A 15,273-nucleotide genomic window follows, 5' to 3' on the forward strand; every position below is an offset into this window, starting at 1 on the left:
ACCCTTACTAGCTCCGTGTTCATGTCTGGAAGGAGCCACATGGCTGCCACGACGCTACCCACGAATCGCCCGCGGCCGCAGAAGCCACAAGCGATCCTCGAAGTCGTTGACGCCTGGGATCTCCCCTCGGGACTTCGCCGCGTTGTGCTTGGCGGCGACGGCTTCGCGCAGTACCAGGACAACGAGTTCAGCGACCGGTACGTGAAGTTTCTCTTCGCGGATGAACAGCTTGAGCCTCCCTATGACCTCGACGCGATTCGTGCGACGCAGCCCGAACTCCTCCCGAAGCGTCGTACCTACACCGTCCGCCAGGCCGAACACGAGGCGCAGCAGCTCACGGTCGACTTCTTCGTCCACGGTGACGAAGGAGTGGCTGGACCGTGGGCACGCCGCGCGCTGCCGGGGGAGCGCGCCGTGATCACCGGTGCAGGCGGCAAGTACGCGCCGCGCTCGGACGCTGACTGGCACCTGTTCGTCGGTGACTTGGCGGCGCTGCCAGCCATCAGTCAGAGCCTTGAACGCCTCGACGAGCACGCGCGGTGCCAGATTGTTCTCCACGCGCCGAAGGGCATCGAGCTTGACCTCGCGCTGCCGCGCGATGCAGTCGTTGTCCGGGTCGACGGCGAAGCGGCGGGGGATGAGGCGGAGAGCTCGCCGCTGCTCGAAGCCGTCGCATCCCTTGACTGGTTCCCGGGCGAACCGCAGTGCTTCGTGCACGGAGAACGTGGCAGCATGAAGCTGCTTCGCCGCCACCTTCTCACCGAACGAGGAGTACAGCGCGAGCTGCTCTCGCTCTCCGCCTATTGGGCAAAGGGGCGCACTGAAGATCGATTCCAAGCCGAGAAGCGCGAACCGATCGGTCAGCTTGACCGAGATGACGCTCGCTAAACTTCCGGCATGACGGAACGAATCGAGCTCACCCCTGACCTTCCGGCCGAGGACGCGATCCGCGAGATCGCCACCCGGGCAAAGATCGCCGCCCGCCCCCTCGCGACCGCCACGCGCGCGACGAAGGATCAGTCGCTCCTGCAGATCGCAGATGCGCTTGAAGCTGCATCCGCCGAGATCATCGAAGCCAATGCGCGCGACCTCGAGCGTGGACGTGCGAAAGGCACGAGCGCAGGATTGCTCGACCGTCTCGCCCTCGACGAGAGCCGCATCCACGGTATCGCCGAAGCTCTCCGTCAAGTCGCAGCGCTCCCGGATCCGGTGGGTGAGATCGTGCGTGGTTCGACGCTCGCCAACGGCCTCCGTCTCAAGCAGCTCCGCGTCCCGATGGGCGTCGTCGGCATGATCTACGAGGCCCGACCGAACGTCACGGTCGATGCAGCCGGTCTTGCCCTGAAGTCCGGGAACGCGGTCATCCTCCGCGGAGGGTCGGCAGCCGCAGCCTCCAACGAGGTGATTGTGCGTGTCATCGGTGAAGCGCTCGAGACGCAGGGCCTCTCAAAAGACCTTGTCCAGTCGATTGACCCGTGGGGGCGTGAGGGAGCGGTAGAGCTCATGCACGCCCGTGGTCTTGTGGATGTCCTTGTACCGCGCGGCGGGGCTGGCCTCATCCAGACCGTCATCACCGAGTCGACGGTGCCGACGATTGAAACCGGTACCGGCAACGTCCACGTGTATGTGGATGCCGCCGCCGACCTCGAGAAGGCACTCAACATCGTCGTGAACGCAAAGACGCACCGACTCGGTGTCTGCAATGCCGCTGAGAACCTCCTCGTCCACTCGGCTGTCGCCGGCGAATTCGTGCCGCGCGTTGCCGCAGCCCTCGCCGAGCACAAGGTTCGCCTGCACACGGACGGGCGCTTCGCCTCGCTCGCGGAGGGTTCGGGAGCCGAGACCTCCGCCGCGACCGACGACGACTGGGACACCGAGTACCTCGACCTCGACATCTCCTGCGCCATCGTCGACTCACTTGACGAGGCGATCGAACACATCCGCCGCCACACGAGCGGCCACACGGAAGCGATCGTCACCGAGCACCTCGGCACCTCAGAGCGATTTGTGGCGGAAGTTGATGCGGCTGCGGTCATGGTGAATGCTTCAACCCGCTTCACCGATGGCGGCGAGTTTGGTCTTGGTGCCGAGCTTGGCATCTCCACGCAGAAGCTCCACGCTCGCGGCCCCATGGGCCTCGCTGAACTCACGACGACGAAGTGGGTCGTGAACGGCGACGGACACATCCGCTCCTAAGCGTTGACAGCGTCCCGGGCCGGTAGCATCTACATGCGCACTGCGCCCGGGGTGATAGCTCAGCTGGTTAGAGCAGTGGACTCATAATCCATCGGTCACGGGTTCAAGTCCCGTTCACCCCACTCGTGCCCTCATCGGTCGCTGCGACCCAGGACGGCAAGACGCTCCCCGACACGTTCAACGTTTCGTTGGCATGGCCCGGTACGGTTAGCCCTGTGAAGGCCTACGACACCGTGACCATTTCCGCCGTCCTCCCCGAGAACCTCGAGCTGCTGCGCACGCTCGCGAAGAACCTTCGCTGGTCGTGGCGAGCGGAGACGGAGCGCCTGTTCAAGTCGATCGACCCGGAACTCTGGGAAGCAACGGGGCGCAACCCGATTGTGCTTCTCACGAAGCTCTCGGCGCACCGCATTGCCGAACTGCGCGAGGACGAGGATTTCCTCCACCGCCTGCAGGTCGAGGTGGAAGAACTCGAGGAGTACATGGGTGCCGACCGCTGGTTCGACAAGGCCTCGCGCGAACATGACGATCACCTCACCTCGATCGCGTACTTCTCGATGGAGTTCGGCATCACGCAGTCACTCCCGGTCTACTCCGGTGGCCTCGGCGTCCTTGCCGGCGACCACATGAAGTCTGCGTCTGACCTCGGTGTGCCGATCATCGGTGTGGGGCTCCTCTACACCTACGGCTACTTCACGCAGACTCTCTCGCGCGAGGGATGGCAGCAGGAGAATTACACGGTCCACCCGCCGGAGGAACTTCCGATCGACCCAGTGTGCGGCGAGAACGGCGAGCAGCTCCACATCCAGGTGGGATTCCCGGAGGGACGCGTCGTTGAGGTCGCCCTCTGGAAGGCCCAGGTGGGTCGCGTGCCGCTGCTGCTCCTCGACACGAACATCCCCGAGAACCCGGAAGACTTCCGCGCCATCACCGACCGCCTTTACGGTGGCGACATTGAGCACCGCATCAAGCAGGAACTCATCCTCGGTGTCGGCGGCGTCCGCGCCGTCCAGGCCTACTGCGCTGCGGTCGATCGCCCCGAGCCCGGCGTCTACCACATGAACGAGGGCCACGCGGGCTTCTCAGGCGTCGAGCGCATGGGCCAGCTCATGGCGAAGGGCGCAAGCTTTGAGACAGCGCTCGCCTCGGTCCGCGCCTCGACGCTCTTCACGACCCACACGCCGGTTCCCGCGGGCATCGACCGCTTTGACGTTCACCTCGCGCACCGCTACCTGGCTGCGGACGCGCAGGGCCGGTCGACGCTCGTCTCGCACGTTCCTGTCGAGCGTGTCATTGCGCTCGGTGCCGAAGACGACCCTTCGCGCTTCAACATGGCGCACCTGGGCCTCCGACTTGCCCAGTACGCCAACGGTGTTGCGAAGCTCCACGGCAAGGTCTCGCGTGCGATGTTCAAGGACCTCTATCCGAACTTCGCAGAGGATGAGGTGCCGATCACGTCGATCACGAACGGTGTTCACATCCCGACTTGGACTCGCGGCCCGATCAAACCGATCATCGCGGCCATGAGCGGCCAGCGAAACGTCGCCACCGCCAACCACTGGCACTTCCCGGATGCCGTGGGGCTCGAAGAGCTCTGGCGCGTGCGCAATGAGCTCCGCCGCGACCTCGTCGAACTTGCCCGGAAGTCGGTGCACGACTCCTGGGTTGCTCGCGGTGCGCAGCCGGTCGAGCTTCGCTGGACGCGAAAGCTCCTCGACGAAAACGCTCTCACGGTCGGCTTCGCTCGTCGTGTCTCGACCTACAAGCGCCTCACGCTCATGCTCCAGAACCCTGAGCGCCTCGCGGCCATCCTCCGCAACGAAGAGCGCCCTGTGCAGTTCGTCATCGCCGGTAAGGCTCACCCGGCTGACATGGGCGGCAAGCAGCTCCTGCAGGAGCTCGTGCGCTTCGCCGATGAGGCGGGCGTCCGCGACCGCATCGTCTTCCTGCCCGACTACAACGTCACGATTGCGAAGGTGCTCTGCGCTGGTTCGGATGTCTGGCTGAACAATCCCGTTCGCCCGCAGGAAGCCTCCGGAACCTCAGGCATGAAGGCCGTGCTGAACGGCTGCCTCACCTTCTCGATCTCCGACGGCTGGTGGGACGAGATGCGCGACGACGAGGTGGGTTGGACGATCCCGGATGCCGTCCACCCCGACCCGCGTGTGCGCGACCAGTGGGAATCGAACGCCCTCTACGACATCCTCGAGCACGAGATCGCGGCAAAGTTCTACGACCGTGACGACCGTGGCCTTCCGGTCGAGTGGATGCAGATGGTTCGCGACTCGATCTCGAAGGTCGGCCCGCAGGTCTCCGCAGAGCGCATGGTTCGCGACTACGTCACCGAGCTGTACCTCCCGGCTGGACGCAGCGGCCGCATGATCGCCGACCTCGCCGACGCGGAGCAGTTCGCCGCGTGGAAGCAAAGCGTGAGTCAGGCATGGCAAGGCGTGCGCGTGAGCGGCGTCGAAGCCTCGACCGAAAACCGTGTGGAAGGCGGCATCATCCACCTCGCAGCACACGTCGACCGCGGCAGTTTGCAGGCGAGCGAGATCCGCGTCGAAGCTGTGGTGGGGGAGCGCGATGCTGCCGACACCCTTTGCAACCCGCACATCCACGAGATGACGTCGGATGACGAGGGCCGCTACCGCGCGAGCATCACGGTCGACGAGCCTGCTGAGCTCGGCTACACGGTGCGCGTGGTTCCGCATCACCGCTTCCTGAAGTCGCCGGCGGAACTCGGCCTCATCCGCACCCCGCACTGACGATTCACCGTGTGAGCGCGAAGTGGTCGCCCAATCGGGGCGGCCACTTCGCTGTTTCCGGCGGGAATGTCGGTGAATTTTCCGCCCACGGCGCAAACACGCCGAACCCCTAAATAACACCCTTGTTATTCCTGGGTAGCCTCATGCATAATTCCAGTGACGACAGAAATGTCCAAAGCTTCATAGGGTGCCGCAAGGCTCCGTTCCATCGGTCGTTGGGGAAGACGGTCCACTGGAATGGAGGAGAAACATGGCAGCACCGACCGCCCGAGGAGTGCTTTACGTGCACTCCTCTCCAAAGGCGCTCTGCTCCCACGTTGAGTGGGGGGTGGGGCGCGTCCTCGGCACGCCCGCACAGCTGCCGTGGATTGAGCAGCCCATCATGCCCGGCGCGAAGCGTGCCGAATTCCCGTGGGAAGGCAAGCCTGGCACTGCGGCACAGATCGCAAGCGAGCTTCGTGGCTGGCTACACCTTCGCTTTGAAGTGACCGAAGAGCCCAGCGATGGCCGCGACGGTGGACGCTGGATGCACACTCCGGAACTCGGCATCTTCTACACCCAGTGCGACTCCGCCGGGAATGCTGTTGTTCCGGAGGACCGCATTCGCTACGCCATGGAGATCTCCGGCGGCAATGCCTCGGAACTCCACCGTGAACTGCGTCTCGCCCTTGGTCAGGCCTGGGACGACGAACTTGAGCCCTTCCGCACCGCGGGCGACAACAGCCCCGTCGTGTGGATGCACCGCGTCGGCTAGTGAGGTCGACTTGCGCGCGGCCATGTCGACGCCACGGACACGGGTCGTCAAGAGTTGCGGCATGAGTTTTGATGAGGCATCCGGCGCACTGTTCGCCGGCATGAGGGGGTAGCCCCGGCGACTGCGTTCACCCGCGGTCGCCCCCGTTGACATTCCCCACTCCATACTTCGAAGCCACGCTTCGAACGACTGAAAGCTCACCAGTCATGGTTCCCTTGACTGAACGGGAAATCCGCGACACGTTCATCAACGCCTCGCGAAAAGAAATCCGTAGCCTCACCCTGCCAGCAGGCTTTGAAGCGATTGACTGGGATCGACTCGACCATTTCGGATGGCAAGGCCCGAAGACGGCAACACGGTCGGAACGCTCATTTGCGAGAACTTTGAGTGCTCGCGAGATGTGCGCAAGCTCCCGCCGCTTGCGTACGAAGGATTTGATCGCGAAGCCGCACGCGACCAGCGGATTGAAGAGCTGCAGACATGGTCGGCAGCCTTCGCGTTCGGAGTCTCAGCGCAAACGAAGGGTGCCCCGAGGAAAAAGTCCTCGGGGCACCCTTCGTGCAAGCAGCGTCTACGCGCCGCGGAAGGCAACCACCGCGTTCACACCACCAAAGCCGAAGGAATTCGAAATGGCAATCTTGCCCTTCGAATCAAATGCGGTCGGCTCAGTCGGCACGGTGAGCGGAATCTCGGGATCCTGCTCATCAAGGTTGATAGTCGGCGGGATGACACCCTCGTGGAGCGCGAGGACCGTAAACATGGCCTCAATCGCACCAGCGCCACCCAAGAGGTGACCCGTGGACGACTTCGTGGCAGCAACCGGAATCTCGCGCACGCGGTCGCCGAACACGTGCTGCATAGCCGTGTACTCGGCAATGTCCCCCACCGGCGTCGACGTCGCGTGTGCGTTCACGTGCACGACGTCGTCGGGGCTGGCGCCCGCCGAAGCGAGTGCATCGAGCATGGCACGTGCGGCGCCCGAGCCCTCTGGGTCGGGAGCGGTGATGTGGTACGCGTCGCTCGTGACGGCGCCGCCGACGAGGTAGCCGTAGATCTTGGCACCGCGCGCACGGGCGTGGCTCTCGAGCTCGAGCACGAGCGCTGCTGCGCCTTCACCAAGCACGAAGCCGTCGCGGGCAGTGTCGTAGGGCCGGGAGGCACGCTGGGGTTCGTCATTGCGCGTCGAGAGCGCCTGCATAGCGGCAAAGGATGCCACGGGCAGCGGGTGAATCGGTGCTTCCGAACCGCCGGCGATCACGACATCTGCGTCACCGGCACGCAGGTGGTCGGCTGCGTTCGCGATCGACTCGGTCGACGAGGCGCATGCCGAGACAGCCGTGCGGGCGCCAGCGCGGGCCTTGAGGTCCATCGCGACGGCGGCGGCCGGGGCGTTCGGCATGAGCATCGGGACGGTGAGCGGAAGGACGCGGCGGGGGCCCTTCTCGCGAAGCGTGTCCCATGCGCCAAGCATCGAGTTGAGTCCGCCAATACCGGTCGCCCAGTCGACGAGCAAACGCTCGGGCTCGACGACGGTACGGCCTTCGGCAGCCTCCGGGTCGGTGGTCAGGCCTGCGTCAGCGAACGCTTCGCGGCCTGCGATGAGCGCGTACTGGCTCACCGGGTCCAGGCGCTTCGCCTCAACACGGCTCAGCACCTCACTCGCGGGCGTCTTCACCTGAGCAGCGAAGGTCACGGGCAGATCGTGTTCTGCCACCCACTCGTGCTCCAGCGTCGAAACGCCGCTTTCGCCACGCAGCAGTGCATCCCAGCTTTCACGCGCGGTCGCGCCAAGCGGGGTGAAGGCACCAATACCGGTGACGACAATCTGTTCGGTCATGTCGTGGATCTCCTAGGTTCGTCGAAACTGCTGTTTCGACAGCTCAGGGCGGCGGGAAAACTGGTTCCCGGCCGCCCCGTGTTGCGGAACTACGCCTGAGCCTTTTCGATGAAGCTGACGGCGTCACCGACGGTTTTGAGGTTCTGCACCTCGTCGTCCGGGATCTTCACGTCGAACTTCTCTTCCGCGTTGACGACAATCGTCATCATCGAGATCGAGTCAATGTCGAGGTCGTCGGTGAACGACTTCTCCATGGTGACCGTGTCGGCAGCGATACCGGTCTCTTCGTTGACGAGCTCGGCGAGGCCGGCGAGGATCTCTTCCTTGCTGAGAGCCATGAGTTTCTCCTTGATTGTCGGTGACCGGATCTCAGTGTAGAGGCCGGACGTGGTTGGTGAATGTGGGGATGTGGGCGTGTGTTGAGCTTCTCGGCGTGCGACTACGGCAGGCGAACGACCTGGGCGCCGTAGACGAGGCCCGCGCCGAAGCCAATCTGCAGGGCGAGGCCGCCGGAACACTCGGGGTGTTCCTCAAGCAGACGGTGCGTTGCGAGCGGAATAGATGCCGCCGAGGTGTTGCCCATATTCGCGATATCGCGGGCTACAACGACGTGCTCGGGAAGGCCCAGCTGCTTCGCGAACTCGTCGATGATGCGCATATTCGCCTGGTGGGGGATGAATGCGGCAAGGTCGTCGGCGGTGATGCCAGCTTCTTCGAGCATCTGACGGGCAACCTTCGCCATTTCCCAGACGGCCCAGCGGAACACGCTCGGGCCGTCCTGGCGCAGCGTCGGCCACTCGATTTCTCCGCGGCGGTATTGCATGAGCTCGCCGTTCATGGCGACGGCCTGCCAGCGCGTGCCGTCCGAGCCCGTGAGGCTACGCGAGATGCCCGGATCATCGCTCGCGACGAGCACAGCGGCGCCAGCACCATCACCGAGCAGGAAGGAAATCGAGCGGTCGGTCGGGTCGATGAGCTCCGAGAGCTTCTCTGCGCCGACGACGAGTGCGGTTCGGGCGCTGCCAGCGCGGATGAGCGCATCCGCCTGAGCGATCGCATAGCAGTAGCCTGCGCAGCCCGCGGAGAGATCAAAGGCGGTGGCCGGGGTTGCGCCGAGTTCGCCCGCGAGACGGGCGGCAACCGACGGGGTCTGCATCATGTTGCTGATCGTCGCGACGATGACGAGGTCGACATCGGCACCGTCCACGCCCGCCTTGGCGAGCGCCTCCTGGCTTGCCTCGCGTGACATGTCGAGGACGTTGCGGCCGGGGCTCGCGTAGCGGCGCTCAATGATGCCGGTGCGCTGACGAATCCACTCATCCGAGGAATTGATCGGCTCAATGACGTCGGCGTTCGGCACCACGATGTCACCGCGCGAAGCACCGATCGCGACGATGCGTGAACCGCGAACGATGGGGGTCTGCTGGAGCGTGGGGGAGGACATCAAGCTGTGGCCTTTCTAGCGGTCCCCGCGGAAACCCTCGGGAAGCGTGGAGATCGCTTCAAATGATGTGAGTGCAAGCGACGGGATGCCCTTCATGCCGCGCTTTGCGAGGCCGGTGAGGGCGCCTGCGGGAGAAAGCTCAATGAGTCCAGCGACGCCGGCGTCAAGCATGGACGCCATGCACGCGTCCCAGCGGACGGGCTGCGCGAGCTGACGCACCATCTCGTCGACGAAGGCGTCTCCATTGTCGTACACGCTGCCGTCTTCGTTTGCCCACAGGGTGAGCTGTGGGTCGCTCGCGGCGAACTCGGCACGGTGGAGCGAAAACTGCTCGCGCGCGTGGGCCATGTACTTCGTGTGGAAGGCGCCAGCGACCTTGAGCGCAATGACGCGCGAGCCCTGCGGTGGCTCCGCGGCAAGTGCTTCGAGCGACGAGGGGCCGCCAGCGGCCACAATCTGGCCACCGCCGTTGAAGTTTGCGGGCTCGAGACCGAGCTCGTTGAGACGAGCGGTGACGAGCTCTTCACTGCCGCCGAGCACTGCCACCATGCCGCTCGGCGTCGAGGAGGCGTCCTCTGCCATGAGTGTCGAGCGCAGGCGGACAAAACGCAGCGCCGTGTCGGCGTCGAACACACCGGCAACATAGGCAGCCGTGACCTCGCCCACCGAGTGGCCAGCGACGCCGCTCACCTCGGCAGCCAGTTCAGGCTGCCCCTCACGCAGGGCGTTCCAGCTCAGGATGCCAGCGGCCACGATGAGCGGCTGCGCGATGGCGGTGTCCTTGATGGTTGCTTCGTCGGATTCCGTGCCGTGCAGAATCAGATCGATGCCTGCTGCGTCGCTCATGCGCTCCAGTTCGGCGCGGCGAGCGGGGTCTTCAACCCAGGGTGCAAGAAAGCCGGGCTTTTGCGATCCCTGACCAGGGCACGTGACAACGAACATACGTCCATATTGTCACTTCGTTGCCACGAGCCGCTGTATGAATCCCACAAAGGATTCGCGATTTACTTGTTAAATTGCGTACGTCCGGGGCGGCGCTGGGCCTGGGCGCGACGATCCGCGTGCCGCGGCAGCGGACGACGGGCATCATTCGACACAGGGTCGGCAATCTGGCCAAGGATGAGCGCGCACTGGAGGATGATCGCCTCGCGGGCACCCGTCGCATCCCAACCGATGACCTCGCTCACGCGCTTCAAGCGGTAGCGAACCGTGTTCGGGTGGACGAAGAGTTCACGCGCGGTGGCCTCGAGTGAACGTCCATTGTCGAGATAGCACGCGAGTGTGCTCAAGAGGTCGCTCGGGTGATCTGCCAGCGGGCGGTAGATACGTGCGACGAGGGTCTGACGGGCGAGCGGGTCACCCGCGAGGGCGCGCTCGGGAAGAAGATCCTCGGCAAGGGTCGGGCGGCTCGAACGGCGCCAGGCGCCAGCGACTGCGAAGCCCGCGAGTGCCGCGCGAGCGGAACGCGATGCCTCGACGACCGCGGGGACCGTCGGGCCGAGAACGAGTCGTCCCTGACCGAAGGCGGGCTCAAGCTCGGTGGCAATGTCGAGGAACGACATCTCCTCGCGCTCGGTGCCATCAGCGTTCCGGTGTGCGTGGTGGTGGCGGGCACGACCAATCACGAGGACGAGCCGGTTGCCCTGCACGCCGACGAGAAGATCGGCACGGCAGTGACGGGCCGTGCGTCGGAGCTGGTCCACCTCAAGCTGCTTCGGGGTCGTTCCCACGAGCACTGCGGCTTCGCCGTGGCTCGACCAGCCGAGGGCCGCAATACGGCTCGGCAGTTCGTCGTCGTGCTCACCGGTAAGGATCGAGTCGACGACGAGTGCTTCGAGTCGGGCATCCCAGAGACCACGGGCCTCAGCGGCGCGAGCGTAGACGTCTGCGGCAGCAAAGGCGATGTCGCGCGAGTAGCGCAGGATCGCGGCATGTGCCTCGGCGTCGTGCTCGGAGACGCGCTCTTCGACGACCTCGCCGACCACGCGGATGAGCTGCAGGGTCTGCTGGAGTGAGATCGAGCGAAGCAGCTCGCGGGGTGCCGTCGAGAAGACGTCCGCGGCAACCCACGGTGTCTGGTTGGGGTCCTCGAAGGCGGCAATGAAGTGGGAGATACCCGACTGGGCAACAAGACCCACCGCGGAACGTCGTCCCGGCGGCATCTCGCTGAACCAGGGGAGGGTCTCCTCGAGGCGCTTAATCGTCGTGCTGGACAGCTCTCCACTGATGGCCTTGAGCCAGGCGAGAGTCTGCTCCTTCGTTCGCTGCGTAGCCACGGCGGTTATGCGTCGCCACCGGCGGTACCGCTGGTACCGGCGTTGACGTTGTGGAGGTCGTAACGGTCAATCGCCTGCTGGACAAGCGCCCGGTCAATCTCACCGCGCTCGGCAAGCTTTGCGAGGGTACGAATGACGATCGAGTGGCTGTCGATGCGGTAGTAGCGTCGGGCCGCCGGACGGGTGTCCGAGATGCCGAAGTCATCGGCACCGAGCGTGACGTAGTCGCCCGGAACGTACGGACGGATCGACTCCGGCACAAGGTGCGAGAAGTCGCTCACGCCGAGGTGAAGACCACCGCGCGACGCCTGCAGCTTGTCGGTGAGGTAGGGGACCTGCGGTTCGTCGCCCGGATTCGTCCAGTTCGCCGTCTCGGCCTTGAGGCCGTCGCGACGAAGCTCTTCCCACGAGGTGACTGACCAGACGGCTGCAGCCACACCCCAATCGTCCTTCAAAAGCTGTTGAGCTTCGAGCGCCCACGGGACAGCAACACCCGACGCAAGCAGCTGCACCTTCGGGCCATCGATCTCGGCGGCCTTGAGGTGGTAGATGCCCTTGAGGATGCCCTCGGCGTCAACGTTCTCCGGCTCTGCTGGCTGCGGCATCGGCTCGTTGTACATCGTGAGGTAGTACATGACGTTCGGGTCGTCGTGCTTCCCGCCGTACATGCGCTCAAGACCGGCTTCCACGATATGGGCGATCTCGTAGACGTAGGCCGGGTCGTAGGAGATCACGGCCGGGTTCGTCGCGGCAAGCACGTGCGAGTGGCCATCCATGTGCTGAAGGCCTTCACCCGAAAGGGTCGTGCGGCCCGCAGTACAGCCCATGAGGAAGCCACGCGCAAGCTGGTCGGCCGCAGCCCACATCGAGTCGCCCGTGCGCTGGAAGCCGAACATCGAGTAGTACATGTAGATCGGCACCATCGCCTCGCCGTGCGAGGAGTACGAGGTACCGGCAGCCGTGAAGGCACCCATTGCACCGGCCTCGTTGATGCCGACGTGCTGAATCTGGCCCACCTCGGACTCACGGTAGGCGAGGAGGAGTTCACGGTCGACCGACATGTAGTGCTGGCCGTTCGGGTTGTAGATCTTCGCGGTCGGGAAGAACGCGTCGACACCGAAGGTGCGTGCCTCGTCCGGGATGATCGGGACGATGCGCTTGCCGATCTCCTTCGAACGCATGAGGTCCTTGAGGATGCGGACGAAACCCATGGTCGTCGCGACCGGCTGATTGCCCGAACCCTTCTTGCCGACCTTGTAGAGGTCGCTGGCGGGAAGCTCGATCTGCGTGTACTTCGATCGGCGCTCCGGCACGAAACCACCGAGGGCGCGGCGGCGTTCCTGCATGTACTGGATCGCCTCGTCGTCCTGACCGGGGTGGTAGTACGGCGGCTGGTAGAGGTCCTTCTCGAGCTCAGCGTCCGAGATCGGCACGTGCATGTGGTCACGGAAGGTCTTGAGATCTTCCATCTTGAGCTTCTTCATCTGGTGGGTCGCGTTGCGGCCCTCGAAGTGCGTGCCGAGACCGTAGCCCTTAATCGTGTGGGCGAGGATGACCGTCGGCTGGCCCTTGTGCTCAAGCGCTGCTTTGTACGCCGCGTACATCTTGCGGTAGTCGTGGCCACCGCGCTTGAGGCCCCAGATCTGGTCGTCGGTGTAGTCCTCGACGAGCTTCGCGGTGCGGGGGTCGCGGCCGAAGAAGTGCTCGCGGACGAAGGCGCCCGACTCTGCCTTGTAGGTCTGGAAGTCGCCGTCGGGGGTGACGTTCATGAGGTCGCGGAGGGCGCCGTCGTGGTCGCGCTCGAGGAGGGCATCCCACTCGCGGCCCCAAATGACCTTGATGACGTGCCACCCGGCGCCACGGAAGAAGCTCTCGAGCTCCTGGATGATCTTGCCGTTACCGCGCACTGGGCCATCGAGACGCTGCAGGTTGCAGTTGACGATGAAGGTGAGATTGTCGAGCTTGTAGTTGGCAGCGATCTGCAGCTGACCACGCGACTCAGGCTCGTCCATTTCGCCGTCACCGAGGAACGCCCACACATGCGACTTCGAGGCGTCCTTGATGCCGCGGTTCGTGAGGTACTGGTTGAACTGTGCCTGCCAGATCGCGTTCATCGGGCCAAGACCCATCGACACGGTCGGGAACTGCCAGAACTCGGGGAACTGACGCGGGTGCGGGTATGAGGGGAGGCCATTCTTACCCTTGGAAGCCTGCTGACGGAAACCGTCAAGCTGGTCGGCCGTGATCTGGCCGAGGAGGTAGGCGCGGGCGTAGTTACCGGGGGAGGCGTGGCCCTGGAAGAAGACCTGGTCGGGGCCGTCCGGGTGGTCGTAGCCCTTGAAGAAGTGGTTGAGGCCGACTTCGTAGAGCGAGGCCTGGGCGGCGTAGGAGGAGATGTGGCCGCCGACGCTGATGCGCTCCTGCTGGCCGCGCTGCACGGTCATGGCGGCGTTCCAGCGGATCCACGAGCGGTAACGGCGCTCAATCTCCTCGTCGCCGGGGAACTCGGGCTCGTCGCCGGGGGCAATCGTGTTGATGTAGTCCGTCGTTGGCACCATCGGCACGCCAAGGTGCTGCTCACGCGAGCGCTGCAGGAGGCTCAGCATGACGTCGCGACCGCGCTGGTGACCTTTCTCCGCGACAACAGCGTCGAGCGACTCTTTCCACTCAGCGGTTTCCTGGGGATCGCTGTCCACGTAGTTCTCGGAGTACGGGTCCTGCGCGTGTACCGACATCGGCGACCTCTTTTCTGCGTTGCGGGTGGGTCACGGAGTGGACACAGCTTCGTCAGGGAAGTCGTGTCCCAGGACAGCCTAGCGATGTGCGGGTACTCCTGCTGAACCGTGGCGTAGGGTTCACGCATGACATCCCTCGAGGCAGGCACGCAACCGGAAAACCCGCTCGCGAAGGGCGACCGCTGTCCAACGGTTCAGCTTGATTCACACCGTGGTCCGCGCGTGGAGATTGGCCGCATGGATCAGCCGATGCTCCTGGTGTTCGTACCCGCTGCGTACACACCCGTGTGCGGGAGCGAACTCGATGAGCTCCTGGAGCTCGTGCCGCGCGCTGAGGAAGCTGGCGTGCAGCTGGCGATCGCAAGTTGCGACTCGACCGCAACGCTTGCCTCCTGGCTTGACGCGCACGGTGCCTCCGAGCGTGTGCTGGGGCTCAGTGACTTTTGGCCGCACGGCGACGCGGCCCGAGCCTTCGGCATCTTTGATGAACACAGCGGACAGCCGAAGCGCTACTCCTTCGCCATCACGAGGGATGGCGTGATTGCAGATGTCGCGTGGGCATTCCCGGGTGACGCTCGTCCGCTCGCGCACCATGCCCGCTTGCTGCGCCGCGTGCGGGCTGCGGGCGCCTGAGCGTTACGCCTGCAGGGGAGCGGCGACCAGCTCGCTGATCTGCACTTCCAGCGACTGCACGTTCGGCACATCATCCAGTCGCACCGGCTGCTCGGCCGAGGTTGCGAGCATGAGCGTGCCGCAGCCGAAGAGGCGGTCTGAGAGGGAGCGTTCGGTGCTCACCGCTGAGATACTCCGGATCGGGATGTCGTGTCCGTGACGCGTGAGGATGCCACGGCGCGTCATGATGCGGCGTGTGGTGACGATGTACGTCGTCGTGAGCCAGCGAAGCACCGACGGCACGACAATCACGATGATAAGGATGGCCGCGACGATCCAGATACCGCCGACCACCCACGGGCCCATCTCCGGCGACACCGTAGGCGGTAGGAGCATGGCGCCAGCGGCGGCAGCGATGAGCAAGACAAGACCGAGCAGCACGGGGCCGAAGATGCGCTTTGGGTGGGTGCGCAGGTGCGCGATCTGAACTTCGTCCTGACCGAGGTGCGTGTTGCGAGGGCTCATGGGGACAGTGTCCCACGCGCGGGTGACGCAGACGCGCCCGGAGACCAGAGTGGGCCCCGCCGGGATCGAACCGACGACCTTCACGGTGTAAACGTGCTGCTCTACCAGCTGAGCTAGGGGCCCGTGCCG

At 64.7% G+C, this 15,273-nt stretch carries 12 protein-coding genes, 2 tRNA genes and 2 pseudogenes; 8 read left to right on the forward strand and 8 right to left on the reverse strand.

Annotated elements, in window-relative coordinates; genetic code table 11:
• Nucleotides 1-39: 39 nt before the first annotated feature.
• The 7 genes and pseudogenes from ZAL01S_RS01715 to ZAL01S_RS10710 all read left to right on the forward strand — a co-directional run.
• Nucleotides 40-888, forward strand: a complete 849-nt coding sequence (locus ZAL01S_RS01715) for a siderophore-interacting protein (protein WP_066078754.1) — start codon at nucleotides 40-42, stop codon at nucleotides 886-888.
• Nucleotides 889-897: 9 nt separating this feature from the next.
• Entirely contained in the window at nucleotides 898-2,196 is a 1,299-nt protein-coding gene (locus tag ZAL01S_RS01720; protein ID WP_066078757.1) for a glutamate-5-semialdehyde dehydrogenase, read from the forward strand.
• A 48-nt stretch (nucleotides 2,197-2,244) separates the two neighbouring features.
• Nucleotides 2,245-2,318: transfer RNA gene (locus tag ZAL01S_RS01725), tRNA-Ile, on the forward strand.
• Nucleotides 2,319-2,411: 93 nt separating this feature from the next.
• A complete protein-coding gene (gene glgP, locus ZAL01S_RS01730) occupies nucleotides 2,412-4,961 on the forward strand; it encodes an alpha-glucan family phosphorylase (RefSeq protein WP_066078760.1) in 2,550 nt (849 codons plus the stop codon).
• Nucleotides 4,962-5,211: 250 nt separating this feature from the next.
• The gene (locus tag ZAL01S_RS01735; protein WP_066078763.1) at nucleotides 5,212-5,715 is read left to right on the forward strand and encodes a DUF3145 domain-containing protein; all 504 of its coding nucleotides are present in this window, start codon (nucleotides 5,212-5,214) and stop codon (nucleotides 5,713-5,715) included.
• Nucleotides 5,716-5,921: 206 nt separating this feature from the next.
• A pseudogene (locus ZAL01S_RS10705) lies at nucleotides 5,922-6,046 on the forward strand (FBP domain-containing protein); the annotation flags it as partial.
• A pseudogene (locus tag ZAL01S_RS10710) lies at nucleotides 6,047-6,154 on the forward strand (FBP domain-containing protein); the annotation flags it as partial.
• 132 nt (nucleotides 6,155-6,286) lie between these two features.
• Here ZAL01S_RS10710 and ZAL01S_RS01740 read toward each other — a convergent pair.
• The 6 genes from ZAL01S_RS01740 to aceE all read right to left on the reverse strand — a co-directional run bounded on the left by ZAL01S_RS01740 (nucleotide 6,287) and on the right by aceE (nucleotide 14,007).
• The gene (locus ZAL01S_RS01740; RefSeq protein ID WP_066078766.1) at nucleotides 6,287-7,552 is read right to left on the reverse strand and encodes a beta-ketoacyl-[acyl-carrier-protein] synthase family protein; all 1,266 of its coding nucleotides are present in this window, start codon (nucleotides 7,550-7,552) and stop codon (nucleotides 6,287-6,289) included.
• An 89-nt stretch (nucleotides 7,553-7,641) separates the two neighbouring features.
• Nucleotides 7,642-7,890 (reverse strand): acyl carrier protein, encoded by a 249-nt coding sequence (locus ZAL01S_RS01745; RefSeq protein ID WP_066078768.1) that lies wholly within the window; start codon nucleotides 7,888-7,890, stop codon nucleotides 7,642-7,644.
• A gap of 101 nt (nucleotides 7,891-7,991) precedes the next feature.
• A complete protein-coding gene (locus ZAL01S_RS01750; protein WP_066078770.1) occupies nucleotides 7,992-8,996 on the reverse strand; it encodes a beta-ketoacyl-ACP synthase III in 1,005 nt (334 codons plus the stop codon).
• Between the two features lie 15 nt (nucleotides 8,997-9,011).
• A complete protein-coding gene (locus tag ZAL01S_RS01755; protein ID WP_066078772.1) occupies nucleotides 9,012-9,938 on the reverse strand; it encodes an ACP S-malonyltransferase in 927 nt (308 codons plus the stop codon).
• 62 nt (nucleotides 9,939-10,000) lie between these two features.
• On the reverse strand, nucleotides 10,001-11,281 hold the full coding sequence (locus ZAL01S_RS01760; RefSeq protein WP_066078775.1) for a PucR family transcriptional regulator: 1,281 nt from the start codon (nucleotides 11,279-11,281) through the stop codon (nucleotides 10,001-10,003).
• The gene (gene aceE / locus ZAL01S_RS01765) at nucleotides 11,278-14,007 is read right to left on the reverse strand and encodes a pyruvate dehydrogenase (acetyl-transferring), homodimeric type (protein ID WP_066078777.1); all 2,730 of its coding nucleotides are present in this window, start codon (nucleotides 14,005-14,007) and stop codon (nucleotides 11,278-11,280) included. The genes ZAL01S_RS01760 and aceE overlap by 4 nt, the downstream gene beginning before the upstream one ends.
• Nucleotides 14,008-14,133: 126 nt before the next feature.
• On the opposite strand from aceE, the gene ZAL01S_RS01770 reads away from it, so the two are divergent.
• On the forward strand, nucleotides 14,134-14,640 hold the full coding sequence (locus tag ZAL01S_RS01770) for a redoxin domain-containing protein (protein WP_066078780.1): 507 nt from the start codon (nucleotides 14,134-14,136) through the stop codon (nucleotides 14,638-14,640).
• A gap of 3 nt (nucleotides 14,641-14,643) precedes the next feature.
• Here the strand turns inward: ZAL01S_RS01770 and ZAL01S_RS01775 are convergent, their stop codons facing one another.
• Nucleotides 14,644-15,144: a PH domain-containing protein gene (locus ZAL01S_RS01775; protein ID WP_066078782.1), complete on the reverse strand. Its 501-nt coding sequence runs from the start codon at nucleotides 15,142-15,144 to the stop codon at nucleotides 14,644-14,646.
• A gap of 50 nt (nucleotides 15,145-15,194) precedes the next feature.
• Nucleotides 15,195-15,267: transfer RNA gene (locus tag ZAL01S_RS01780), tRNA-Val, on the reverse strand.
• Nucleotides 15,268-15,273 lie beyond the last annotated feature (6 nt).

The sequence above is a fragment of the [Zimmermannella] alba NBRC 15616 genome (assembly GCF_001570905.1).
Classification (GTDB): domain Bacteria; phylum Actinomycetota; class Actinomycetes; order Actinomycetales; family Microbacteriaceae; genus Pseudoclavibacter; species Pseudoclavibacter albus.